This is a genomic window from Erwinia sp. S38 (genome assembly GCF_016624545.1).
GTDB classification, from domain to species: Bacteria; Pseudomonadota; Gammaproteobacteria; order Enterobacterales; family Enterobacteriaceae; genus Erwinia; species Erwinia coffeiphila.
In genome coordinates, this window is record NZ_JACVTS010000010.1 from 98,361 (window position 1) to 121,472 (window position 23,112).

The 23,112-nt window shown below is 57.0% G+C and carries 23 protein-coding genes and 1 other annotated feature; of the genes, 9 read left to right on the forward strand and 14 right to left on the reverse strand.

Annotation, left to right across the window (positions count from 1 at the left end):
• Positions 1-52 precede the first annotated feature (52 nt).
• The 9 genes from hisIE to hisL all read right to left on the reverse strand — a co-directional run bounded on the left by hisIE (position 53) and on the right by hisL (position 7,348).
• On the reverse strand, positions 53-664 hold the full coding sequence (gene hisIE / locus IBT46_RS12975) for a bifunctional phosphoribosyl-AMP cyclohydrolase/phosphoribosyl-ATP diphosphatase HisIE (RefSeq protein ID WP_200546009.1): 612 nt from the start codon (positions 662-664) through the stop codon (positions 53-55).
• Positions 658-1,434: an imidazole glycerol phosphate synthase subunit HisF gene (gene hisF / locus IBT46_RS12980; RefSeq protein ID WP_200546010.1), complete on the reverse strand. Its 777-nt coding sequence runs from the start codon at positions 1,432-1,434 to the stop codon at positions 658-660. The genes hisIE and hisF overlap by 7 nt, the downstream gene beginning before the upstream one ends.
• On the reverse strand, positions 1,416-2,153 hold the full coding sequence (gene hisA, locus IBT46_RS12985) for a 1-(5-phosphoribosyl)-5-[(5-phosphoribosylamino)methylideneamino]imidazole-4-carboxamide isomerase (protein ID WP_200546011.1): 738 nt from the start codon (positions 2,151-2,153) through the stop codon (positions 1,416-1,418). The genes hisF and hisA overlap by 19 nt, the downstream gene beginning before the upstream one ends.
• 5 nt (positions 2,154-2,158) lie before the next feature.
• On the reverse strand, positions 2,159-2,749 hold the full coding sequence (hisH, locus tag IBT46_RS12990; RefSeq protein ID WP_200546012.1) for an imidazole glycerol phosphate synthase subunit HisH: 591 nt from the start codon (positions 2,747-2,749) through the stop codon (positions 2,159-2,161).
• Positions 2,749-3,816 carry a bifunctional histidinol-phosphatase/imidazoleglycerol-phosphate dehydratase HisB gene (gene hisB / locus IBT46_RS12995; RefSeq protein WP_200546013.1) on the reverse strand — a complete coding sequence of 356 codons (1,068 nt, stop codon included), beginning with the start codon at positions 3,814-3,816 and terminating at the stop codon, positions 2,749-2,751. Before hisB ends, hisH begins: the two co-directional genes overlap by 1 nt.
• Positions 3,813-4,907 (reverse strand): histidinol-phosphate transaminase, encoded by a 1,095-nt coding sequence (gene hisC / locus IBT46_RS13000; RefSeq protein WP_105591428.1) that lies wholly within the window; start codon positions 4,905-4,907, stop codon positions 3,813-3,815. Before hisC ends, hisB begins: the two co-directional genes overlap by 4 nt.
• A complete protein-coding gene (hisD, locus tag IBT46_RS13005) occupies positions 4,904-6,211 on the reverse strand; it encodes a histidinol dehydrogenase (RefSeq protein WP_200546014.1) in 1,308 nt (435 codons plus the stop codon). The genes hisC and hisD overlap by 4 nt, the downstream gene beginning before the upstream one ends.
• A gap of 4 nt (positions 6,212-6,215) precedes the next feature.
• On the reverse strand, positions 6,216-7,115 hold the full coding sequence (gene hisG / locus IBT46_RS13010) for an ATP phosphoribosyltransferase (RefSeq protein WP_105591430.1): 900 nt from the start codon (positions 7,113-7,115) through the stop codon (positions 6,216-6,218).
• 90 nt (positions 7,116-7,205) lie between these two features.
• Positions 7,206-7,328, reverse strand: a sequence feature (His leader region).
• A complete protein-coding gene (hisL, locus tag IBT46_RS13015) occupies positions 7,304-7,348 on the reverse strand; it encodes a his operon leader peptide (protein ID WP_200546086.1) in 45 nt (14 codons plus the stop codon). (Overlaps the previous feature by 25 nt.)
• Positions 7,349-7,525: 177 nt before the next feature.
• Here hisL and IBT46_RS13020 point away from each other — a divergent pair, with 177 nt between their 5' ends.
• On the forward strand, positions 7,526-8,356 hold the full coding sequence (locus IBT46_RS13020) for an SDR family oxidoreductase (protein ID WP_200546015.1): 831 nt from the start codon (positions 7,526-7,528) through the stop codon (positions 8,354-8,356).
• On the opposite strand, the gene IBT46_RS13025 is transcribed toward IBT46_RS13020, so the two are convergent.
• From IBT46_RS13025 to puuD, 3 genes are read right to left on the reverse strand one after another with little or no spacing between them, the layout of a single operon-like run.
• Entirely contained in the window at positions 8,353-9,627 is a 1,275-nt protein-coding gene (locus tag IBT46_RS13025; protein ID WP_200546016.1) for an FAD-binding oxidoreductase, read from the reverse strand. The genes IBT46_RS13020 and IBT46_RS13025 overlap by 4 nt on opposite strands.
• Before the next feature lie 40 nt (positions 9,628-9,667).
• Positions 9,668-10,225, reverse strand: a complete 558-nt coding sequence (puuR, locus tag IBT46_RS13030; protein WP_200546017.1) for an HTH-type transcriptional regulator PuuR — start codon at positions 10,223-10,225, stop codon at positions 9,668-9,670.
• Positions 10,222-10,983, reverse strand: a complete 762-nt coding sequence (gene puuD, locus IBT46_RS13035) for a gamma-glutamyl-gamma-aminobutyrate hydrolase (RefSeq protein ID WP_200546018.1) — start codon at positions 10,981-10,983, stop codon at positions 10,222-10,224. Before puuD ends, puuR begins: the two co-directional genes overlap by 4 nt.
• Before the next feature lie 226 nt (positions 10,984-11,209).
• Here puuD and IBT46_RS13040 point away from each other — a divergent pair, with 226 nt between their 5' ends.
• Both IBT46_RS13040 and IBT46_RS13045 read left to right on the forward strand, forming a co-directional pair.
• Positions 11,210-12,628: a glutamine synthetase family protein gene (locus tag IBT46_RS13040; protein ID WP_200546087.1), complete on the forward strand. Its 1,419-nt coding sequence runs from the start codon at positions 11,210-11,212 to the stop codon at positions 12,626-12,628.
• 483 nt (positions 12,629-13,111) lie between these two features.
• Positions 13,112-14,479: an APC family permease gene (locus tag IBT46_RS13045; protein ID WP_105591437.1), complete on the forward strand. Its 1,368-nt coding sequence runs from the start codon at positions 13,112-13,114 to the stop codon at positions 14,477-14,479.
• A gap of 85 nt (positions 14,480-14,564) precedes the next feature.
• On the opposite strand, the gene sbcB is transcribed toward IBT46_RS13045, so the two are convergent.
• Positions 14,565-15,992 carry an exodeoxyribonuclease I gene (gene sbcB / locus IBT46_RS13050; RefSeq protein ID WP_200546019.1) on the reverse strand — a complete coding sequence of 476 codons (1,428 nt, stop codon included), beginning with the start codon at positions 15,990-15,992 and terminating at the stop codon, positions 14,565-14,567.
• 239 nt (positions 15,993-16,231) lie between these two features.
• Between sbcB and IBT46_RS13055 the strand changes: the two genes are divergently transcribed.
• The 6 genes from IBT46_RS13055 to tmaR all read left to right on the forward strand — a co-directional run bounded on the left by IBT46_RS13055 (position 16,232) and on the right by tmaR (position 21,744).
• The gene (locus tag IBT46_RS13055) at positions 16,232-17,077 is read left to right on the forward strand and encodes a D-alanyl-D-alanine carboxypeptidase family protein (RefSeq protein WP_200546020.1); all 846 of its coding nucleotides are present in this window, start codon (positions 16,232-16,234) and stop codon (positions 17,075-17,077) included.
• Positions 17,078-17,228: 151 nt separating this feature from the next.
• Entirely contained in the window at positions 17,229-18,368 is a 1,140-nt protein-coding gene (gene dacD / locus IBT46_RS13060) for a serine-type D-Ala-D-Ala carboxypeptidase DacD (RefSeq protein ID WP_234480116.1), read from the forward strand.
• A 162-nt stretch (positions 18,369-18,530) separates the two neighbouring features.
• Positions 18,531-19,430 carry a LysR family transcriptional regulator gene (locus IBT46_RS13065; RefSeq protein ID WP_105591624.1) on the forward strand — a complete coding sequence of 300 codons (900 nt, stop codon included), beginning with the start codon at positions 18,531-18,533 and terminating at the stop codon, positions 19,428-19,430.
• Positions 19,431-19,528: 98 nt separating this feature from the next.
• Positions 19,529-19,999 carry a GyrI-like domain-containing protein gene (locus IBT46_RS13070; protein WP_200546022.1) on the forward strand — a complete coding sequence of 157 codons (471 nt, stop codon included), beginning with the start codon at positions 19,529-19,531 and terminating at the stop codon, positions 19,997-19,999.
• 212 nt (positions 20,000-20,211) lie between these two features.
• Positions 20,212-21,270, forward strand: coding sequence for an FUSC family protein (locus IBT46_RS13075; protein ID WP_200546023.1), 1,059 nt, complete (start codon positions 20,212-20,214; stop codon positions 21,268-21,270).
• A gap of 159 nt (positions 21,271-21,429) precedes the next feature.
• Positions 21,430-21,744, forward strand: a complete 315-nt coding sequence (gene tmaR, locus IBT46_RS13080; RefSeq protein WP_105591443.1) for a PTS system regulator TmaR — start codon at positions 21,430-21,432, stop codon at positions 21,742-21,744.
• Between the two features lie 95 nt (positions 21,745-21,839).
• Here tmaR and IBT46_RS13085 read toward each other — a convergent pair whose 3' ends face one another.
• Entirely contained in the window at positions 21,840-22,916 is a 1,077-nt protein-coding gene (locus tag IBT46_RS13085) for a LacI family DNA-binding transcriptional regulator (RefSeq protein ID WP_200546024.1), read from the reverse strand.
• Positions 22,917-23,112 lie beyond the last annotated feature (196 nt).

A 23,112-nucleotide genomic window follows, 5' to 3' on the forward strand; every position in this document is an offset into this window, starting at 1 on the left:
CTCCCTGTAAAAAAAAGGGCCGGATAACCGGCCCCTTTAGCATAGTGAACGATTACTTGTGTCGCTGGCGCAGATTATCAATCACCGCCGACAGGTTCAGCTCCTGATCCTGTAACAGCACCAGCAGATGATAAACCAGATCGGAGGCTTCGTTGGTCAGTTCGAAGCGGTCGTTAACCGTTGCGGCCAGCGCGGTTTCCACGCCTTCTTCACCCACTTTCTGCGCGATGCGCTTGGTGCCGCTGGCATAAAGGCTGGCGGTGTATGAGCTTTTCGGATCGGCATGCTTGCGTTCGGCCAGCAGCTGCTCCAGCTGATAGAGGAAGGTCCAGTCCGGTGCGGCCGGAGAGAAGCAGCTGGAAGTGCCAAGGTGGCAGGTTGGGCCAACCGGATTGACCAGCACCAGCAGCGTATCGTTATCGCAGTCCGGGGTGATGCTGACCACGTTAAGGTAGTGCTCGGAGGTTTCCCCTTTGGTCCACAGGCGCTGCTTAGTCCGCGACCAGAAGGTCACTTTGCCTGTGGTCAGGGTTTTATCCAGGGCTTCCTGATTCATATAACCGTGCATCAGAACTTCGCCGGAAACGGCGTGCTGCACGACGGCGGGCATCATCCCGTCAGTTTTTACCCAGTCCAGCTTAGCCAGCTGTTGTTCAGTTAACATGCGCGGATCTCCACACCTTTTTCTACCAGGAACGCTTTCAGTTCCCCAATATTAATAATCTGCTTATGGAAGACGGACGCGGCCAGCGCACCGTCGACGTCGGCATCGCGGAATGCCAGATGGAAGTGTTCCATGGTGCCCGCGCCGCCGGAGGCGATCAGCGGCACCTTACACACTTCACGCACTTTCTGCAGCTGCACCAGATCGTAGCCGTTGCGCACGCCGTCCTGGTTCATCATATTCAGCACGATTTCACCGGCACCGCGCTTTTGCACTTCCTGCACCCAGTCGAGGGTTTCCCACTTTGTGACGCGGGTACGGCTTTCGTCGCCGGTGTACTGATTAACGTGATACTTGCCGCTTTCGCTGTCGTACCAGGTATCAATGCCGACCACGATGCACTGCACGCCGAAGCGATCGGCCAGGCGGGTGATCAGCTCCGGATCGGCCAGCGCCGGGGAGTTAATCGAAATCTTGTCGGCACCGAAGGAGAGCAGCAGCGCCGCATCTTCCACAGACTTAATGCCGCCCGCCACGCAGAAGGGAATGTCGATCACTTCCGCCACGCGTGAGATCCAGCTTTTATCCACCACGCGGCCATCGCTTGATGCGGTGATATCATAAAACACCAGCTCGTCGGCACCTTCCTGGGCATAGCGCTGCGCCAGCGGCACGATGTCACCGATGATTTCGTGGTTACGGAACTGCACGCCTTTGACCACCTGGCCGTCGCGTACGTCGAGGCAGGGAATTATCCGTTTTGCCAGCATGAAATTGCCTCCGATACGTTGAATTTACCTTCCAGCAGCGCGCGACCGACGATCACGCCCTGCGCACCGCTGCCGCGCAGGGCGGCAATGTCGTCCAGTGAGCCGATGCCGCCGGAGGACTGGAAGGCAATTTGCGGATAGCGCGCGGAGACTTCGCGATACAGCTCAACGTTTGAGCCGCTGAGCGTGCCGTCGCGGGAGATATCGGTGCACAGCACGTGCTTCAGGCCAAACGGCAGGAACTGGTCGATGACCTCTTCCAGCGTGATCCCGCTGGCTTCCTGCCAGCCGCTGATCGCCACTTCTTTACGGTTGTTGGCATCAATGCGCACGTCCAGCGCCAGTACAATCGCTTCCGCGCCGTACTGCTTAAACCACTGCTGAACCTCTTCCGGCTGCTTAATCGCCGTAGAACCGACCACCACGCGAGTTGCGCCAGCGTTCAGCAGCGCCTCAACGTCGTCTTTGGTGCGGATGCCGCCGCCAACCTGCACCGGCACGCTGACGCCCGCCAGCAGTTTGGTCAGCAGGGGGATCTGGCGTGCCGCCGGATCTTTCGCACCGGTCAGATCGACCAGATGCAGCACGGTCGCACCCTGAGCCTGATAATCCTGCAGGCGCGGCAGAGGATCGCTGCCGTAGTCGCGCTGCTGGCCGTAGTCGCCCTGGTGCAGGCGCACCACTTTGCCATCAATTAAATCTAACGCCGGGATAATCATACCGGTTACATCTCCAGGAAATTTTTCAGCAGCTGCGCGCCAGCGGCACCGGAACGCTCGGGGTGGAACTGCACGCCGTAGAAGTTATCTTTCTGCACTGCAGCGGTAAACGGTGACCCGTAGTTGCACTGGGCAATGGTGTACGGGTTAACCGGCATGGCGTAGCCGTGAACGAAATAGAAGTACGAACCGTCTTCAATGCCGCGGAACAGATGATTACCGGCCTGCGAAGTAATCTGGTTCCAGCCCATATGCGGCAGCGGCAGGCCAACATCCTGCATCCGCTCAACCGGATGTTCGATTACGTCCAGCGTCGGAATACCGCCGTTTTCATCGCTGTGCGAGCCGAGCAGCTGCATACCCAGGCAGATGCCCAGCACCGGCTGCGTACAGGCTTTGATCAGCTCGATCAGATCGCGTTCGCGCAGCTGGTCCATCGCCGCCTGCGCGGTGCCGACGCCCGGCAGAAACAGCTTGTCGGCGTTCAGTACGATATCGGCTTCACGGCTGACCTGCGGGTTATAGCCCAGGCGCTGTATGGCCCACTTTACCGAGGAGAGGTTGGCGCAGCCGGTATCCAGGATCACCACGTCCATTACAGTACTCCTTTCGAGCTTGGCAGCGTGTTGCCCTCTACGCGGATCGCCTGGCGCAGGGTGCGGCCGAAGACTTTAAACAGGCTTTCCACGCGATGGTGATCGTTTTTGCCTTTGGTGCGCAGGTGCAGGGTGCTGGCCATGGTGTAGGAGAGCGAGCGGAAGAAGTGTTCCACCATCTCGGTGCTCAGATCGCCCACGCGCTGATAGCTGAACTCGGCTTTGTATTCCAGGTGCGGGCGGCCGGAGATATCCAGTGCGCAGCGCGCCAGGCATTCATCCATCGGCAGCACGAAGCCAAAGCGACCAATGCCGCGCTTATCGCCCAGCGCCTTCAGCAGCGCTTCACCCAGTGCCAGGCCGGTGTCCTCCACAGTGTGGTGATCGTCAATGTACAGATCGCCCTTCACGTCGATATTCATGCGGAAACCGCCGTGGGTGGAGATCTGATCGAGCATATGGTCGAAGAAGCCGACGCCGGTGCTGATTTTGCTGTCGCCTTCGCGGTCCAGCCACACTTCAACCTTGATCTGCGTTTCTTTGGTGCTGCGGTTGACCAGCGCGTAGCGATCGCGTTTGGTCAGCTGTTCTTCAATCTGTGACCAGCTCAGGCCGTTTTTGCCGTACAGCAGGCCGGTGATGCCCATATTCTGTGCCAGCTGAACGTCGGTGGCGCGGTCGCCGATCACATAGCTGTTGGCGGTATCCAGCGCGCCTTCGGCCAGCCACTGGGTGACCATTTTGGTTTTTGGCTTGCGGCAGTCGCAGTTATCTTCCGGCTTGTGCGGGCAGATCAGAATATCGTCAAACTTCACGCCCTGAGAGGTGAGGATCTGCATCATCAGATTGTGCGGGCCGTCGAAGTCCGCCTGCGGGAAGCTGCTGGTGCCCAGTCCGTCCTGATTGGTGATCATCACCAGCCGGAAGCCAGCTTTCTGCAGCGACAGCAGGGCGGGGATGGCATCCGGCTCAAAGGCCAGTTTATCCATGCGGTCCACCTGAAAATCTTCCGGCGGTTCAGAAATAAGGGTGCCATCGCGATCGATAAAAAGGACTTTCTGACTCATGCTTGCTCCTGAGGTACGGTTGCGCCGGGTAAGGATTTCAGCGCGCTGATAACACGGTCACACTCTTCACGGGTGCCGATGGAAATACGCAGGCATCCGGACAGTCCCGGCTGCTTATTCTGGTCGCGCAGGATAATACCCTGATCCCACAGCGTCTTGAAGACCTGGCTGGAGGCCGTAAAGCGCGCGAGAATATAGTTGGTTTCACTGTTAAACACTTCTTCAACGCAGTCACACTGGCGCAGATCGGCAATCAGCTTTTCGCGGTTGGCGATTAGCTGACCGACGTGCTCACGCATCAGCGCAATCCCTTCGTCGCTCAGCGCCTGCCCGGCGATATCCGCGACGGGGGTCGAAAGCGGGTAGGGGGCGATCACTTTCATCAGCAGCGCGATCACTTCGGCGTTCGCCAGGGTGAAACCACAGCGCAGGCCCGCCAGCGCAAAAGCTTTCGACAGCGTGCGCAGAACCACCAGGTGCGGGTAATCTTTCAGCCAGCCGGCCAGCGACGCCTGCGGACAGAATTCGATGTAGGCTTCATCGGCGACCAGCAGCGCTTTACCACGCGTCATCTCCAGCAGCTCACGGAAATCATCCGGGTTGATCAGGTTACCGGTCGGGTTGTTCGGGCTACAGACGTAAACCAGCTTCACGCCGTCCAGCTGTTCAGCAATGCCGGACAAATTCAGCTGCCAGTCTTCACGCGCTTCAACGGTGCGGTACTCCACGCCGATGGTTTCCGCGCTGACGCTGTACATGCCGTAGGTCGGCGGGCAGAACAGTACCGCATCTTTACCCGGCTCGCAGAAGGCACGCATCAGCAGCTCAATGCCTTCATCGGCACCGCGGCTGACCAGCACCTGATCCGCATTCAGTCCGGCGTAAGCGGCATAACGCTCTATCACCAGCTTAGGCTGGCACTCAGGATAACGGTTCAGCGTCTGCTGGCTGAGGTCAAACGGCACCGCCAGCGGATATTCATTGGCGTTCAACCAGACGTCGCCGTTGCCGCCCAGGCGGCGGGCGGACTGATACGGCGTCAGCGCGCGAACGTTTGCGCGGGCCAGCGCTTCAACGGAATTCGTGCTCATGGTTTCTCCTTCAGTGCGGCTACGCGCAGGGTTACGGCGTTCTTGTGGGCAATCAGCTGCTCGGCGGCGGCCAGCGTTTCAATGGTCGCCGCCAGGCCCATAAAGCCCTCCTGCGTCAGTTCCTGCACCGTCATTCGCTTCTGGAAGTCCGCCAGGCCCAGGCTGGAATACGTGGCGGTATAGCCATAGGTCGGCAGCACGTGGTTGGTCCCGGAAGCATAATCGCCTGCGGACTCCGGCGACCAGTCACCGAGGAATACCGAACCAGCGCTGGTGATGCTTTCCACCAGATCGCGTGCCTGGCGGGTCTGAATAATCAGGTGCTCTGGCCCGTAGCGGTTGCTGATCTCCACGCACTGCTGCAAATCGCGTACCACAATCAGGCGGCTGCTTTCCAGCGCTTTGGCGGCGGTAGCGGCGCGCGGCAGTTCGGCCAGCTGACGATCCACGGCGGCGGCAACGGCTTCCGCCATCGGCAGAGAAGGTGTTAACAGCACCACCTGTGAGTCCGGGCCGTGCTCGGCCTGCGACAGCAGGTCAGAAGCGACGAAGTCCGGCGTTGCGCCCTCATCGGCGATCACCAGCACTTCCGACGGACCGGCAGGCATATCGATCGCCGCACCGTCCAGGCGCTGGCTGACCTGGCGCTTGGCTTCGGTGACGTACGCGTTGCCCGGGCCAAAGATTTTGTCCACTTTCGGCACGCTTTCGGTGCCGAACGCCAGCGCGGCAATCGCCTGTGCGCCGCCGACCTGGAACACTTCCTGCACACCGCACAGTTTGGCTGCGTAAAGGATTTCATCGGCAATCGGTGGTGGCGAGCACAGCACCACGCGGCGGCAGCCGGCGATGCGGGCAGGCGTGGCCAGCATCAGTACGGTGGAGAACAGCGGTGCAGAACCGCCGGGAATATACAGGCCTACCGAGGCCAGCGGGCGGGTCACCTGCTGGCAGCGCACGCCGGGCTGGGTTTCAATATCCACCGGCGGCAGTTTCTGCGCCACGTGGAAGGTATCAATATTGGCGACCGCAACGGCCATCGCCTGCTTGATTTCTGAACCGAGGCGCGCGCAGGCGTCCTCGATTTGCTGCTCGCTGACGCGCAGTGCATCAACCTGCGTTTTATCAAAGGTGGCGCTGTAGTAACGCAGCGCATCGTCACCTTCGGCTTTAACCTTCTCTAGAATACCGCGCACGGTGGTGCTGATACTGTCCGAGGCAGAAACCGCCGGGCGGGTCAGCAGCGCCTGCTGCTGCTCTTCACTACAATCCTGCCAGGCAATGGGGGTCATCATGGTCGCCATGGGATTACTCCATCATCTTCTCAATTGGCAGCACCAGAATGGAGCTGGCCCCGAGGGATTTCAGTTTTTCCATGGTTTCCCAGAACAGCGTTTCGCTACTGACCATGTGCATGGCTACACGGCTCTTATCGCCCGCCAGCGGCAGAACGGTAGGGCGCTCGGCACCCGGCAGCAGGGAAATGATGTCTTCCAGACGCTCGCTCGGCGCGTGCAGCATGATGTATTTTGACTCGCGAGCCTGAATCACGCCCTGAATACGGGTCATCAGCTTGTCGATCAGCTCCTGCTTGGCGGCAGGCATTTCGCCGTCGCGCTGGATCAGACAGGCTTTAGAGCGGTAAATCACTTCCACTTCACGCAGGCCGTTGGCTTCCAGCGTGGCGCCGGTAGACACCAGGTCGCAGATCGCATCGGCCAGACCGGCGCGCGGTGCCACTTCCACCGAGCCGTTCAGCAGGCAGGATTTGAAGTTAACGTTTTGCTTATCGAGGTATTTTTTCAGCAGGTGCGGGTAGGAGGTGGCAATACGGGAGTTCTGTAAACAGGCCGGTCCGGTATATTCATCGTCCACCGGCATCGCCAGCGACAGGCGGCAGCCGCCGAAGTCCAGGCGACGCAGGGTGAAGTAGCGCGGATCTTCGCCCTGTGCGCGGCGGGTCAGCAGCTCTTCTTCCAGCACGTTCTCACCGATGATGCCGAGGTCAACCACGCCATCCATCACCAGGCCCGGAATATCGTCATCGCGTACGCGCAGGATATCAATCGGCATGTTCTCAGCGAAGGCGATCAGACGCTGCTGCTGCAGGTTAATTTTGATGCCGCAGCGGGCCAGCAGTTCGCGTGATTCGTCACTTAAACGGCCTGATTTCTGCATAGCTATGCGTAAACGGGTGTTATCTAACATCGGTGCTAATCCTCTCTATCCTGTCTGCTTTATATTCATTATGCCGTTGGTCAGTCCGTCATCTCAGCATTCGGGCTCTGGGTTCAGCCCAAAAAAAAGCCCCCGGAAGGTGATCTTCCGGGGGCCATTTCGCGTTTATGCACCACTGGAAGATCCTGAACGTCTTCCAGCACACATCGCCTGAAAGACTAGTCAGGGTGATGGTGGTGATGATTAAACTGAACGCGAGTCATAAAATTCTCTTGGATGAATGTCTATTCATATCGTGACAAATAACCTAACCAGGATAGGGAGATGACGCAACACTTTTTTGTTAATGTTGAAAGATTCTCTTATTCACGGGCGGTTGTCAGCGGCATTGGGCTGGCGTAGCCTGAGGCATACTGGTTGCAATAAACGGGAGCAAGGACATGAAGAGAGTCGCAATTGTCGGGCTGGGCTGGCTGGGAATGCCGTTGGGGCTGTCGCTCACCGCCGCCGGAATGCAGGTCACCGGCAGCAAAACCACCCCGGACGGCGTTGAGGCTGCGCGCATGTGCGGCATTGAAAGCTACGTGCTGGAACTCAACCCGGAACTGGTCTGCGAGGCGGATGACCTTGCCGCCTTGCTGAGCGTTGATGCGCTGGTGATTACCCTTCCTGCCAGCCGCACGGCATCCGGCGGCGAAAACTATCTGCGGGCGGTGCAGCAGCTGGTGGACAGCGCGCTGGCCTTTAATATTCCGCGCATTATCTTCACCAGCTCAACTTCCGTTTACGGCGATCGTTCGGGCTTGGCCAAAGAGAGTAGTGAATTGCTACCGGTCAGCGTGGCCGGACGCACGCTGCAGGAGCTGGAAAACTGGCTGCACAAGCTTCCCGGCACCTCGGTAGATATTTTGCGGCTTGCCGGGCTGGTTGGGCCTAAGCGACATCCGGGGCGTTTCCTTGCGGGGAAAGAGGGGCTGAGCAACGGTGAGCAGGGGGTGAATCTGGTGCATCTTGAGGATGTGATTGAAGCCATCCGGCTGCTGCTCCAGCGGCCGAAAGGTGGCCACGTTTACAACCTTTGCGCCCCGGTTCATCCGTCACGAAAAGCGTTTTATCCCACCGTCGCGCGCCAGCTTGGTCTGACGCCGCCGACCTTTATTGACGACGGCACCGGTAAAGACGGCGGTAAAATCATCGACGGCAGCAAAATTTGCCGCGAACTGGGCTTTGAATATCGCTATCCGGACCCTGGCAAAATGCCGCTCTCCTAAACCCCCAGTCGGTCACGCAGCGCATACCAGGCGGCCCCGATCGCGGTCAGCGGTACGCGCAGGGTGCGCCCGCCGGGGAAGGGCAGATGCGGCAGTTTCGCAAAGGCATCAAAGCGTTCGGCGTCACCACGCATCGCCTCAGCGATCAGTCGACCGGAAAGATGGGTGCTGGTCACCCCGTGGCCGCTGTCGCCCTGCATATAGTAAACGCCGTTTTCCAGGCGGCCAAACTGCGGCATTCTGGACAGCGTCAGCAGGAAGTTGCCGCTCCACGCGTAATCAAACTTCACCCCGGCCAGCTGCGGGAAGGTTTTCAGCAGCTTGGGGCGGATCAGCGCATCAATATCAGACGGTTCGCGCGCACCGTAGATCACGCCGCCGCCGTACAGCAGGCGGTTATCGGCGGTCAGCCTGAAATAGTCCAGCAGGTAGTTACAGTCCTCAACGCAGAAGTTGTTCGGCAACAGCGACTGCGCCACTTCGGCTGAGAGCGGCTCGGTGGCAACAATCTGCGAACCGCAGGGCAGGCTTTTTTTCGCCAGCCGGGGTTCAAGATGCGGTGCCAGATAGGCATTACCGGCAAAAATCACAAATCGCGCCTGAACCTGCCCCTGTTCGGTACTGATGCGATGTGGCGAACCGTACTGCACGGAGGTGACCGCCGAACGTTCATAGATCCGGCCGCCGTGGCGGCGGATGGCTTCAGCCTCGCCCAGCGCCAGATTTAGTGGATGAATATGCCCACCGCTGCGGTCCAGCAGCCCGCCAACGTAGCGGTCGCTGCCTACTTCGCGGCGAATCTCCTCGCGGTCCAGTAGCTCCAGCTGGTGGTTACCATAGCGCTGCCAGCGTTCCGACTGCGCGTCAAGATGCTGCATCTGTCGCGGGGTGAGGGCGGCAAAAACACCGCCGGGGCGATAATCGCAGTCAATGGCATAGCGGTCGATGCGATCGCGAATAATTGCCGCGCCCTCAAACATCATGCTGCCCAGCAGCTGCGCGCTCTCGCTGCCGTAGCGCTGTTCGATAACGTCGACATCGCGACTGTAGGAGTTAACAACCTGCCCGCCGTTGCGGCCGCTGGCGCCGAAACCAACCTGTGCCGCCTCCAGTACCACCACATCATAGCCCGCTTCGGTCAAAAACAGCGCCGAGGAAAGGCCGGTAAACCCGCCACCGATGATGCACACGTCGCACTGAATACTCTCTTTCAGCTGCGGCCAGGCTTCGTGCGGGTTGGCGGTTGCTGCATAGTAGCTATTCACATGCATATTTTTTCCCTTATGCCCGGCTGCACCGGGCCTGTCGTGGCTAAAACGTTGCGGGCGTATGGGCGCTGATAATGCAGCAGCGCCGGGAAGAGGAATTGGTAAAGCTGTGGGGATGGCCGGTATCAATGACATAGCTTTGACCGGCATGCAGGTGATAGCTCTGACCGTTGATATTCAGCGTGATCTCACCCTCCAGCAGCGTGCCGGTTTCTTCTCCCTGATGACGTATTTTTTCACCGGTGGTTGAGCCAGGCTCATAAGTTTCCAGCAGCATGGCCAGCGTTCTGCGGGCGTTGCCGTTGTGGATCAGCCGCAGCGAAACCCCCTGGCCGCCGATATCGATCAGCTCATGCTCCTCAATCACCACTTTAGGTACTTCATCCACCACCGGCTCTGAGAAAAACTCTGACAGTGAGAGGCCGTAAACCTTGAGTAACTTTTGCAGCGTGCTGACTGCCGGGCTGACTTTATCCTGCTCAATGGTGCTGATCGCACTGTGCGTCAGGCCCGAAAGCTCCGCCACGCGGCGCTGTGACAAACCCATCTGCTGCCGGATCTCGGACAGCCGTCGTCCGGGAGCCAGGGTGATTTCGCTCATAGCCTTTCCTTTCTGAAACGCTGGCTGGCCGCGATCAGCCCGCCAAAAATCTGGCGGGAGGGCTCCGAACCGGCGCTTTGCCATTCCGGGTGCCACTGAACCGCCAGGGCAAAGGGATGCTGAGAATGACTGACGGCTTCGATCAGGCCGTCGGCGGAACGCGCTTCGGGCCGCATTTTTGCGCCCAGCGTGCGTATTCCCTGCTGGTGCAGGGAGTTGACCCGCAGCCTGCTGGCGTGGTTTACCAGCGATGAGAGCAGGCCGTCCGGTTCCAGCCAGACTTCATGAACCGGTGAGTACTGTTCCTCCAGCGTCAGGGAGGGATCTTCGCGGTGATCCTGCATGCCGGCTACCAGATGCAGCTGGCGGTGCAAATCACCGCCGGTGGCAACCACCAGTTCCTGCAGCCCCCGGCAAATCGCCAGCAGCGGCATGCGGTTTTCCAGCGCGTAGTTGACCAGCGCAAAGGCCAGGCGGTCGCGGCCGGGATCGGCATCCGGTTCTTCTCCGGCCTGATGATAATGATGGGGTTCGATATTGCTTGGGCTGCCGGTGAGTAAAATGCCATCCAGCGCAGCCATAGCGTTTTCTAATAGATGAGGGGCTGACATCAGCCCGTGGGGCAGCGCCAGTGGAATTCCACCTGCCAGCAGAACGGCATCGAGATATTTGTTGTGTACCATCTGCGTCGGATGGCCGTTTTTATCGACCTGGCACATCACTACGCCAATCAATGGTTTGTCAAAAATAATGCCCATTCTCACCCCGTTACACTGTTAAAAATATCAACCGGTGGAACCGCCCGTGGCGCAAAACTGTGCAATATTATGTCAATCTAGCAACGGGATGGGTAATATTCAAACGTGATGAGGCGAAAAATAAAGCAGTTAGTTACATTTGCACACTCTTTGTGTTGGCGCTATGTTAATAGTGTGGCTGTTATTTTGAGCAACGCTCAACAACGAAACGAACCTGGTGGGTGGCATCATGACCAATATTGTCGAAGTTGAAGACTTCACGCGGCACAGTGAAGAGAAACGAACCACCGCGTTCCAGAGTGAAGTGCAAACTTACCTGGAACGCCATCCTGAAACGCAGTACGTCGATATCCTCCTCAACGATTTAAATGGCGTTTTTCGCGGTAAACGCATTCCGATTGCCAGCCTGAAGAAACTGGAAAAAGGCTGTTACTTCCCGGCTTCTGTCTATGCCATGGATATCCTCGGCAACACCGTGGAAGAAGCGGGGCTGGGCCAGGTACTGGGTGAACCGGATAATATCTGCGTTCCCGTTGAAGGTTCTTTAATTCCCTCCGCTTCCGATCCCGAACATCTGGCGCAAATTCTCCTGACCATGCGCAATCAAGATGGCACTCCCTTTGACGTTGAACCCCGTAATGTTCTCAACCAGCTGTGGCAGCAGTTGCGCAATCGAGGGCTGTTCCCGGTGGTAGCGGTAGAGCTGGAGTTCTATCTGGTCGATAAACAGCGCGATGCCGAAGGCTATATTCAGCCGCCGTGCGCGCCGGGCAGCGACGAGCGCAATATGCAAAGCCAGGTGTATTCCGTTGATAATCTGGATCACTTTGCCGACGTGCTGAGTGAAATCGACGAGCTGGCGAAGCAGCAGGGCATCCCGGCCGACGGCGCGCTGGCGGAAGCGTCCCCGGGCCAGTTTGAGATCAACCTGCACCACACGCGTAATGTACTGAGCGCCTGCGATCACGCCGTGCAGCTGAAGCGACTGATCCGTCAGGTGGCCGAACGCCACGGCATGAATGCTACTTTTATGGCCAAGCCGTACGAAGAGTACGCCGGTAGCGGTATGCATGTGCATATCAGCATGCTGGATGCTGCCGATCATAATGCCTTTATCTGCGATGACGGCAGCGATTCGCCGCTGCTGAAGCGTGCGCTGGCCGGGATGATCGATTTGATGCCGGCTTCGATGGCGCTGCTGGCACCCAACGTGAACGCCTACCGCCGTTTCCTGCCGGATGCCTTCGTTCCGCTACAGGCATCCTGGGGCCACAATAACCGCACCGTGGCGCTGCGTATTCCCTGCGGCGACAGCGATAACCACCGCGTGGAATATCGCGTTGCCGGTGCCGATGCTAACCCTTATCTGGTGATGGCGGCGATTCTGGCCGGTATCCTGCACGGGCTGGATAACCAGCTGCCGCTGCCGGTCGCGGTGAAAGGTAACGGGCACGAGGCGGAGGGCAACCCGCTGCCAATCCGCCAGAGCGATGCGCTGTATGAGTTTGAGCAAAGCCATGCATTACAGAAATTGCTGGGCGCGCGTTTCGGTTTTGTCTGGCACAGCTGTAAGCATCACGAGCTGATGCACTTCGAGCGGCTAATCACCGCAACGGAAATTGACTGGATGCTAAAAAACGCCTGAAGCTCCGGCTGGCAGGCGCTGAACGCGGGTAATCGTCTGTGTAACAGTGCTTTGCCAGTTAGGATTAAACGTAAATTTGTAACTGAAGGTCTCAAAAGCTTGTCAGGACGCCTCCGTTTGGTGCAAAATACGCGCCCTGCAATAAGAAAGTTCACGTAACCGACGCTAATTAATCCTGGCGGCGGTTATTTTTTTTATGCAGGTAAACGAACTTTGTATTTTAAGAGGCCGGTCCAGAACCGGATAGATATAAGCTTTCAGCACACACAGTGACGTGTCTTATTGAGGAAACAAACATGGGGCAACATCTTCTTATTCCAGCATCTGCTGGTATTCGCCAACGCGACGACTACGGCGCGAAAGCAGGATCTTTTTCTACTCCTGCCTGCTATTCCCTCAATCCTCTTATGAAAGACTATCGCAGTACGCGAAGTTTCCCTGTGGTTCAACCCAGAAAGGTTGACTCTATGGGGAGGCTGAATCATGTCGCTTAATACCGCTACTCCTGGCGCACAGCCTCGCGCTCACCTGAAGAAAACGCTGACGTTAATGCCTGTAGTGATGATGGGCCTGGCTTACATGCAGCCAATGACCCTCTTCGATACCTTTGGCATTGTTTCCGGCTTAACTGACGGTCACGTAGCTACCGCATACGCATTTGCGCTGATTGCTATTCTGTTTACCGCGCTGAGCTACGGCCAGCTGGTTCGTCGTTTCCCGTCTGCGGGTTCGGCCTACACCTATGCGCAGAAAGCGATTAGCCCGCACGTCGGCTTTATGGTCGGCTGGTCTTCACTGCTTGATTATCTGTTTATGCCGATGATCAACATTCTGTTGGCCAAAATTTACTGGGAAGCACTGGTTCCCGGCATTCCATCATGGATTTTCGTGATTATGCTGGTGGGCTTTATGACCCTGTCTAACCTGAAAGGCATTAAAACCGTTGCTAACTTCAACAGCGTGATCGTGGTGCTGCAGGTGGCGGTAATGGTGGTCATTATGGGCATGGTGGTCTGGGGCGTAGCGCACGGAGAAGGTGCCGGTACGCTGGTCAGCAGCAAGCCATTCTGGTCTGAAAATGCCCACGTTGTACCGATGATTACGGGGGCGACCATACTCTGCTTCTCGTTCCTCGGCTTTGACGGCATTAGTTCGCTGTCTGAAGAAACCAAAGACGCCGGGCGCGTGATCCCGAAAGCGATCTTCCTGACCGCATTAATCGGTGGCGTGATCTTTGTCGTGGTTTCTTACTTCCTGCAGCTGTACTTCCCGGATATCTCTCGCTTTAAAGATCCGGATGCATCACAGCCGGAAATCATGCTCTACGTGGCAGGCAAAGCCTTCCAGTTCGGCATCCTGATTTTCTCCTGTGTGACCGTACTGGCTTCAGGCATGGCGGCCCACGCTGGCGTGTCGCGTCTGATGTACGTGATGGGCCGTGATGGTGTGTTCCCGGAGCGTTTCTTCGGCTATATCCATCCGAAGTGGCGTACCCCGGCGCTGAACGTGCTGCTGGTTGGTGCTATCGCGCTGACCTCCATCACCTTTGACCTGGTCACTGCCACGGCGCTGATTAACTTCGGTGCGCTGGTCGCGTTTACCTTCGTAAACCTGTCGGTAATTTCGCAGTTCTGGATCCGTGAAAAGCGTAACAAAACGCTGAAAGACAACTTCACCTTCCTGATCCTGCCGATGCTGGGTGCGCTGACGGTTGGTGCGCTGTGGATTAACCTGGAAGAGAGCTCGATGGTTCTCGGCCTGGTGTGGGGTGCAATTGGTCTGATTTATCTGGCCTTCGTCACCCGCAGCTTCCGTAATCCGGTGCCGCAGTGTAGCGAAGACCTGATGTAACGGCCTTGCCGTTCTGCATCAAGCCATAAAAAGGGGCGGTTCATATGAACCGCCCCTTTTTTTATCTGGCGATCATCGAAATTCGTCAGGAAGTCAGCTCGCGGGCATACTCGAACAACGCCTTCAGCTGTGCCAGTTTTCCTGCATCACCCTCATACTGGTTATACAGCATCTCCAGTTCCTGCACGTAATCCTGCACACGCTGCGGATTCAGCGCTTCGCGGCGGTGCTGTAGCCAGCGTTTCTGTTCTGCGTCATCAAGCGTGCCGGGGAAATTGCGCGCGCGGAAACGGAACAACAGCTTCTCAATGCGGGCATCGGCAAAGGTCAAATCCAGCGCGGGCAGATGCTCCGCCGCCGTCTGGCGAATAATATTCATTGCCTGGCGATCCGCGTCGCTAAAGAAGCCGTTGTAAAGCTGGGCATCAACATCCTCCGACGGGGTAAATGGCTCCGCTTCTGCAAACAGCGTCACCACTTTTCCACGCACTTCCGGGTGCTGACGCAGCAGGGCGAGATTATCCAGGCAGCGCTGGCGATCGATATCCAGCCGTGCCGCATCTTCCGGGCGCAGGGTATTGGCCGGAGCCACCACCGGGCATTTATTGATATGTACCAGCTTAAGCGGCACCGGCGAGGCGTCGCCCAGCTCATCGCGTCGGGTATACAGCCGTTCACGCAGCTGGTCGGCATCCAGCGTCAGCAGGGGGGACATATCGCCAGCCAGGTCGCAGGTAATCAGCGCATTACGGTTGTCGGGATGCCAGGCGAGCGGGGCGATCCAGCTGGTATTACCGCGCGCCGCGCCAAACATGCCGGAAATATGCACCAGCGGTTTCATCTGCGGGATATCCACCAGGGCGGTAATCTTTTGCTTATTGCGATGGGTAAACAGGAAGTCGTACAGCCTTGGCTGCTTTTCTTTGACCAGCTTCGCCATGGCAATCGTGGCGTAGACATCCGACATCGCATCGTGGGCGTTGGCATGTTCCACGCCGTTGGCTTTGGTCAGATGCTCAAGGCGGAAGCTGGGAAAACCGTCGTCGTTTTCCGGCCAGACAATCCCTTCCGGGCGCAGGGCGTAACAGGCGCGCATCACATCCAGCAAATCCCAGCGGCTGTTGCCGTTCTGCCAGCTCCATGCATAGGGGTCGTAAAAATTACGATAGAACAGATTACGGCTCACCTCATCATCAAAGCGCACGTTGTTATAGCCAACGATGCAGGTGCCGGGTTCGCTGAACAGCTGGTGGATACGGCGGGTAAATTCTACCTCGGTGACGCCGCGCGCGCGCGCAATCTGCGGCGTGATGCCGGTAATCATCACCGCTTCCGGCTGCGGCAGGTAGTCGTCAGCGGGCTGGCAGTAAAACACTTCCGGCTCACCGATAATATTGAAATCCATATCGGTACGGATCCCGGCGAACTGCGCCGGACGATCGAGTGACGGGCTTTTGCCGAAGGTTTCGTAATCGTGGAAGAGGAAGGTAGGCTGTGCGCGATCGTTTTTCAAAGTTTATATCCGTTCACTTTTGTTCATTATGGCCCTGAGCGATGCAGAACGATGTTTCAGATATGGTAAACCATTATCTCCCTGCTCTGAAGTGACGAATGCAGCCGTTCACCGGCGAAGAAAAAATGCGACCACGCATTTCCAGACTGCCGCGCGCTATACTGTGTTACCAACTCTCGCCTGACGGACGGTTAAGCGTTACACTGAAGCAGGGTTACTGTCTGAAATCGGGGAATAAATTGCCTGTAAATCTGTTAGCCATTCCGCCCGTTGCGTTGAGCAGCTCGAAAGCCGCTGGCATCCTGTTGATTAATGAAGGGCCGGGCCCGGTGCGGTCAAAAGCCCTGTACACCCAGGGTGACCGCGATCTGCAACAAATGGCGTCGATGACTAAAATATTGACCGCAATGGTTCTGGCGGACCTGAAACCTGATTTAACCACGCTGCTGACCCGCACCGATGCCGATTCCGCGCTGGGTTCTGGCGCAAACCTCAACGTCAGTGAATCCATCTCGGTGAATGATGCTTTCTATAATCTGATGCTGCCATCCTCCAACGTGACTGCCAATATGATTGCCAGAATCTGGGGCGGAAAACTGCTGCATGCCGAAGGGATAACCGACTACACCGACAGACAGGCCGTGGTGCGCTGGGTGCGCCAGATGAATGCGAAATGCCGTTCTATCGGCATGGGATCGGCTCTGTTTACCACGCCTTCCGGGTTGGGAAACAATCATGCCAGCGTGATCGGTGCCCTGAAAATGGTGGCACGCGCCACGCGCTATCCGATGATTATGCGCAGTTGGAAGACGCAGAACTACCGTCTGAAAGTGTTTGGCGATACCCCGCGTATTGAAACCATCTCAAACACCAACAACCTGCTGTTCTCCGATCTGGAAGTGATTGGCGGTAAAACCGGCACGCTGGCACCCATCTACAACCTGGCCTGCGTGGTATCGATGCCGAACAACCAGCTGCTGCTGGTTGTTACGCTGGGTGCTGAGCGGGCGGAAGATCGCTTTACCGACTGCAAGGCGATGATCGATGCGGTCAAAGTGCAGTACCAGACGCCGAAAGCCAGCTAGTGCGCTAATTCTCTGATTATTCATATTTTCTTGCAATTTAATTACACTTTGCCACGCGATATCTCGTACAACATCCGCAGTTTTTGTTGGTTAATTCGAGGATTTAGCGGTGAAGAAGCGTCAGCTTGGAAGTGTATGCCTGGTTTTATTACTGAGTACGGTTGCCCGTGCTGAAGATCTCCCCGCAGAGAACGCTCTGGCGTTCCCGCTTACCCCTCCGGCTATTGATGCCGCTTCCTGGGTACTGATGGATGCCACCACCGGGCAAATTCTCACGGCCGGTAATCCGGATGAACGCCGCAACCCGGCCAGCCTGACCAAGCTGATGACCGGTTACGTGGTGGATCGCGCCATCGATAAAAAGCGCATCAGCCGCGATGATATTGTTACCGTCGGTAAAGATGCCTGGGCTGCTGGCAACCCGGTATTTAAGGGCTCCTCGCTGATGTTCCTCAAACCTGGCGATAAAGTCACCGTGCGCGATCTCAGCCGGGGAGTGATTATCGACTCCGGCAATGATGCCTGTGTGGCACTCGCAGACTACGTGGCGGGCAGTCAGTCCAGTTTTGTCGATCTGATGAATCAGTACGTGGGCAAATTAGGCATGGCTAACAGTCATTTCGAAACCGTTCACGGGCTGGATGCCCCGGGCCAGTACACCACCGCTCGCGATCTGGCGATCCTTTCCCGGGCGATTATCAGCGGTGAGCCGGACTTCTATCAGATGTACAGTGAAAAATCGCTGACCTGGAACGGTATTACCCAGCAGAACCGTAACGGCCTGCTGTGGGACAAGACTCTGCACGTGGACGGCCTGAAAACCGGGCATACCGAAAGCGCAGGGTTTAACCTGATTGCCTCCAGCGTGGATGGTCAGCGCCGTCTGATCGCGGTGGTAATGGGCGGGAAAAGTCCGAAAGGGCGTGAGGAGCAGGCTCGCAAGCTGCTGACCTGGGGGCAGAGCAACTTTGATACCGTGCAGCTGTTCCATGCTGGAAAAGAGATCGGCCATGAAAAAGTGTGGTACGGCAGCCCGCGCAGCGTTCCTCTGGGCAGCGACAAAGATATTTACCTCTCCCTGCCGCGTGATGAAGTTCAGAAAATCAAAGCGCGCTATGTGGTTGAAAATAAAAATCTGGAAGCGCCGCTGAAGCTGCACGAGCAGGTTGGCACCATTCAGCTGGTGGACGGCGATAAGCTGCTGACCAGCTATCCGCTGGTAACTCTCCAGTCGGTAGAACAGGCCGGCATTTTTACCCGCATCAGCGATTACATTCAGCGTAAGCTGTAAAAAGTGGTGTCGCCGATCCGCCCGCTTACAGCGCTAAACGCAGCTGCGGCTCTTCATATCGCCATTTGCAATCTGTCCTGGTTTTAGCGGGCAGATAACTGTATTTATCAACGCAGTATGCAAGAATGGAAATGAATTGTTTCCATAAAATTGAGAATGGTGATGTTAAAAGATCTGCGTGATGTGGCATTGTTCAATGCAATAGCCAGTGGCGGAACATTATCGGCGGCCGGGCGTCAGCTTGGGATTTCGCTGGCCGTCGTCAGCAAACGGCTGACGCAAATGGAACAGCAGCTTGGCGTAAGGCTGTTTCACCGTACCACGCGGCATGTTTCGCTGACCGATGAAGGGCTGGTTTTTGCTGAACATGCCGCGCGATTACAGCAAGAGCTGGAGGCGATTGACAGCGCGCTGGCCAATCGCCTGGGTCGTGCCAGCGGGACCCTGCGGATCACCGCATCACACAGTATGGGGCAGCGCTGGCTTGCGCCGATCCTTAATGAATTTATGATTGAGCACCCCGGAGTTAAGCTCCAGCTGCATCTTAGCGACCGGGTTATCGATCTGGCAGCCAGCGGCTATGACCTGGCAATCCGCTATGGTGCGCTGGCGGATTCCCGGCTGGTGGCGCGGGAGCTGGTTGGCAATCGGCGGGTGCTGTGTGCCTCGCCGGGCTATGCGGCAAGGCATGGCCTGCCGCAAACGCTGGAAGAGTTGAGCGCCCACTGCTGCATCGTTACCGGAGATGCACCGATGACCGAGTGGCGTTTTGGCAGCGATGAAGAGCAGCGGAGCGTGCCGATAAATTCACGGCTGCAGGTCAATACCGGAGAAGCGGCACATGCACTGGCGCTGAATGACGCGGGGATTGCGATGAAATCAATCTGGGACGTCGCAGGGGACCTGCGTGATGGGCGTCTTCTGACGGTTCTGGGGGATTATCCGCTACCTGCGGCACCGCTGCATGCCATCTGGCTGAGCGGTCTTCACCAGCCGCCGCGAGTCAGGTTGTTTGTTGAGAAACTCAGACTGCAACTGGCGCAGCACTGGAATGATTTTTAACCCGAGACATGTGAGGTCCCGGGTCTGGGCTGGCGCGGCGGTCATGTTCCGCTGCGCCGGACATCGTAACACCACAACGCGAAAAGGAATGAAATGTGATGAGAGTAGAAATACAGGAGTTACCGGCCAGTCAAATGGCGGGATATCGACTTGAAGGTGCGTGGGAAATGACCGTTCCGCAGGGTTTTTCCCGACTGAGCGAGTGGGTAAACCGTAATCGACTGAAGGGCGAATGGCTGGCGGTTTACCACGGTAATCCACAGCAGATGTCGGCAGATCAGCTCAAAGTGGACACCGGTATCAGCGTGTCGACAGAGTTTATTTTACCGCTCGACAGTGAAGGTGTGCAGCTGCGACCGATTCCGGCCGCGCGTTATGCCGTAGCTCATGTACAGGTCAGTGATGGTGATTTTAGCAAACCGTGGAGTCAGTTTTTTAATGACTGGCTACCGGGCAGCGGTTATCAGCAGGCGGAAGGCCCCTGCTACGATCGTTATCTGAACGATGGATCAGAAACCGGTATCTGGGAATTCCTGATTTGCGTGCCGATTGAAAAGCGCCAGGCATGATGTGAATTTCTTATTGGGATTTTGTAATTAAATTGCACTCAAAAAAATCAGTGCGTTAAAGTTTTGCTACCGTGCGGTAATCACAGTGGTTAATGCTGTTTACCGCACGGAAATGGCCTGAAAAACTGTCTAAAATCAGCCATGTCCGTCTGTCCATCTTCCGCGCTTCAGGTATTATTAGCCGCTATTTCTGATCTTTTTCGGAGCCTGTTTTGCGACCCGACACGCCGCTTTCGGCCCTGCATTTTAGCGTTTATCGCAACTACCGTATTGTTCACGGCATTCGCATTGCCGTGGCCTTTGTGCTCACCTTTCTGCTGGTGCGTCTGCTGGATATTCCGGAAGGCAGCTGGCCGCTGATCACCCTGGTTGTCGTGATGGGGCCAATCTCATCCTGGGGCAACGTGTTTCCTCGCGCGGTGCAGCGTATAGGCGGCACGATATTTGGCTCCATCTCCGGATTGATAGCGTTGAAGCTGGAACTGTTCAGCCTGCCGGTGATGCTGGTGTGGTGCGCCGTCGTGATGTTTATCTGCGGCTTCCTTACGCTGGGTAAGCATCCTTATATGGCGCTGCTGATCGGCATTACTCTCGCCGTGATCTGCGGCGGTACGCCGGGAGATATCCATTCCGCGCTCTGGCGCGGCGGGGATGTCATTCTCGGCTCACTGCTGGCGTTACTGTTTACCAGTATCTGGCCGCAGAAAGCCTATACCCACTGGCGCATTCAGCTGTCTGATTCCCTGTTGGAAACGGCAAAAATCTATCATGCCGGCTTTTCGCCAAATCTCGTCGAACAGCCGCGCCTGACGCGCCCGCTACAAAGACTGTTGGGCAAGGTGGTGAAAATGCGCTCGCTGATCGATCCGGCCAGTAAGGAAACGCGCACGCCCCGCTCGGTATTCGAAGCCATTCAGACCCTTAACCGCAATATCGTTTGTACCCTGGAATTGCAGTTAAACGCCTGGTGGGCCTCGCGGCAAAGTCATCTTATTCTGCTTAATGCGCCAACCTTGCGGCGCACGCAGCAGATGACGGAAGATATGCTGCGCACGCTATCGAAAGCCATCGTTGACGGCAACACTGAGCAAATGGCGGCCAACAGTGCAGAACTGGCATCAATCAGTCGCGAACTGCGCCAGCTGATCGCCGAAGCCGGCGGTGATGAACAGGTGGAAACGCCCATTCACGGTTATGTCTGGCTGAGCCTTGAAATGGCGCGTCAGCTGGAGCGACTGTCCGAGCTTTTGCGCCTCGCGCTGCGAAAATAAAACGATTCAGCAACTACTTACTGCGGGATGCTCAGCGCCAGGGTAAGATAGTGTTATTCGGTTGAGCAGATTTAACATTGCCATCGGCAGCGGTGTGCCGCTAAGCTGATAGCCACGACAGTGATGCCTGTGCAACAGGCCCAAAAGAAAGGTGTCTTCATGGAAAATGCAAAGCAATCATTTCAGGACGTACTGGAGTTCGTGCGTATGTTCCGTCGCAAAAACAAACTGCAGCGTGAAATCGTCGATAACGAAAAGAAAATCCGCGACAACCAGAAACGCGTGCTGCTGCTTGATAACCTGTCCGAGTACATTAAGCCGGGCATGAGCGTGGAAGCCATCCAGGAAATCATCGCCAGCATGCGTAGTGATTATGAAGACCGCGTTGATGACTACATCATCAAGAATGCTGACCTGTCGAAAGAACGTCGCGACCTGTCGAAAAAACTGAAAGCGATGGGCGAGCCGAAGTAACGCCCGGCGAAAGGTGGAACCGTTTTGCGGCCTTCACCGAGACTGTTTCAGAGGCCACTATGCATATAGTGGCTTTTTTTTGCCTGGGGGAAGGGCTACGGCTCCGAACCCTGTGCCAGAACGCGCGCCAGGCGGCGAAGTTCTGCGGCGACTTTAGCACTCCCGTTTTTACCATGGAACACCGGCGCAGTGCTGTTGCGCACCACCAGCTCCGTAGTAAAGATTTCACCCGCCCTGGGGTTTTGTGGCTGCTCCACGCGACTGATTAACCAATCAACGCTGCGCGCTCCCAGCAGACGCATGTCCTGGCGAACCGTAGTCAGCGGTGGCTGATACCAGGCACTGTCGGCGGTATCGTCATAGCCCACCACTGAAATCTCTGTCGGAACCACGATGCCGCGTTGATGCAGCGCCTGCATGGCACCCAGCGCCATCTGATCGTTGGCGACCAGCAGTGCCGAGGGTAAATCCTGGTCGGCCAGCTGCATGACCGCCTGAAAGCCCGAGCTGGCGCTCCAGTCTCCAAACAGTTCGGCCTGCGCAACCAGCTGATGCTGTTGCAGTACCTGCCGCCAGGCATCTGCCCGCGCGCGCGCAGCAACCGATGACGATGGTCCGTTGAGCAAGACAATGCGGCGATGTCCCAGCGCCAGCAGGTGCTCTGCGCCCTGGCGCGCTCCGGCTCGTGCGCTAAAACCGCAGCTGGACACCGGCGCTTCTTCCGCCACGTCAAGGAACAGGCAGGGCAGGGAACCGGCCATCGTTTCAATCTGCTGCGCCGCATCGGTTTCCAGCGGCAGATTAATAAGCAACGCATCCACCCGCTGGGCCAGCAGATCGCTGACCGCCGCCTGCGCGCCGTCCGCACCCGCCATTGCCATGACCAGGTGCCATCCCAGCTGACTGGCACGCTGCTGCATCGCCGAGGCAATCTGCGCCGGAGCCAGCAGCGCCAGATCGCTGGTCGCCAGCCCGAGTGTGCGGGTGTTCTTTCCAGCCAGCTGCTGGGCAACGCGATTTGGCACATAGTTAAGTGCAACCATCGCAGCCTCAACCCGACTGCGGGTCGATTCGGCCACCTGGCTGGAGTGATTCAGCACCCGGGAAACGGTCTGATAGGAGACGCCGGCTGCCTGAGCAACATCATCCAGCGTCACGGAACGGGATTTCATGATTAGCTCCTTTAAAGATGGCGCAGTGTAACAGTAAACACCGTGGCTCTGTTGACCTCCGGTTTAATTAATTCTGGCTCTGCGCCATATAATCAGCCGTCAGAAGCTGACTATTTATCCCGCAGTCATTTACGTTATTACACTTTATTTAGACAACGGCGGCGTGCTGGAAGCCGGTTCTCGCTGCAAGGAAATA

Excerpts from the sequence above, each read along its gene's own strand:
- hisIE (WP_200546009.1), bottom strand. The coding sequence starts at position 664 with ATGTTAACTGAACAACAGCTGGCTAAGCTGGACTGGGTAAAAACTGAC.
- hisF (WP_200546010.1), bottom strand. The coding sequence starts at position 1,434 with ATGCTGGCAAAACGGATAATTCCCTGCCTCGACGTACGCGACGGCCAG.
- hisA (WP_200546011.1), bottom strand. The coding sequence starts at position 2,153 with ATGATTATCCCGGCGTTAGATTTAATTGATGGCAAAGTGGTGCGCCTG.
- hisH (WP_200546012.1), bottom strand. The coding sequence starts at position 2,749 with ATGGACGTGGTGATCCTGGATACCGGCTGCGCCAACCTCTCCTCGGTA.
- hisB (WP_200546013.1), bottom strand. The coding sequence starts at position 3,816 with ATGAGTCAGAAAGTCCTTTTTATCGATCGCGATGGCACCCTTATTTCT.
- hisC (WP_105591428.1), bottom strand. The coding sequence starts at position 4,907 with ATGAGCACGAATTCCGTTGAAGCGCTGGCCCGCGCAAACGTTCGCGCG.
- hisD (WP_200546014.1), bottom strand. The coding sequence starts at position 6,211 with ATGGCGACCATGATGACCCCCATTGCCTGGCAGGATTGTAGTGAAGAG.
- hisG (WP_105591430.1), bottom strand. The coding sequence starts at position 7,115 with ATGTTAGATAACACCCGTTTACGCATAGCTATGCAGAAATCAGGCCGT.
- IBT46_RS13020 (WP_200546015.1), top strand. The coding sequence starts at position 7,526 with ATGAAGAGAGTCGCAATTGTCGGGCTGGGCTGGCTGGGAATGCCGTTG.
- IBT46_RS13025 (WP_200546016.1), bottom strand. The coding sequence starts at position 9,627 with ATGCATGTGAATAGCTACTATGCAGCAACCGCCAACCCGCACGAAGCC.
- puuR (WP_200546017.1), bottom strand. The coding sequence starts at position 10,225 with ATGAGCGAAATCACCCTGGCTCCCGGACGACGGCTGTCCGAGATCCGG.
- puuD (WP_200546018.1), bottom strand. The coding sequence starts at position 10,983 with ATGGGCATTATTTTTGACAAACCATTGATTGGCGTAGTGATGTGCCAG.
- IBT46_RS13045 (WP_105591437.1), top strand. The coding sequence starts at position 13,112 with ATGTCGCTTAATACCGCTACTCCTGGCGCACAGCCTCGCGCTCACCTG.
- IBT46_RS13065 (WP_105591624.1), top strand. The coding sequence starts at position 18,531 with ATGTTAAAAGATCTGCGTGATGTGGCATTGTTCAATGCAATAGCCAGT.
- IBT46_RS13070 (WP_200546022.1), top strand. The coding sequence starts at position 19,529 with ATGAGAGTAGAAATACAGGAGTTACCGGCCAGTCAAATGGCGGGATAT.
- tmaR (WP_105591443.1), top strand. The coding sequence starts at position 21,430 with ATGGAAAATGCAAAGCAATCATTTCAGGACGTACTGGAGTTCGTGCGT.
- IBT46_RS13085 (WP_200546024.1), bottom strand. The coding sequence starts at position 22,916 with ATGAAATCCCGTTCCGTGACGCTGGATGATGTTGCTCAGGCAGCCGGC.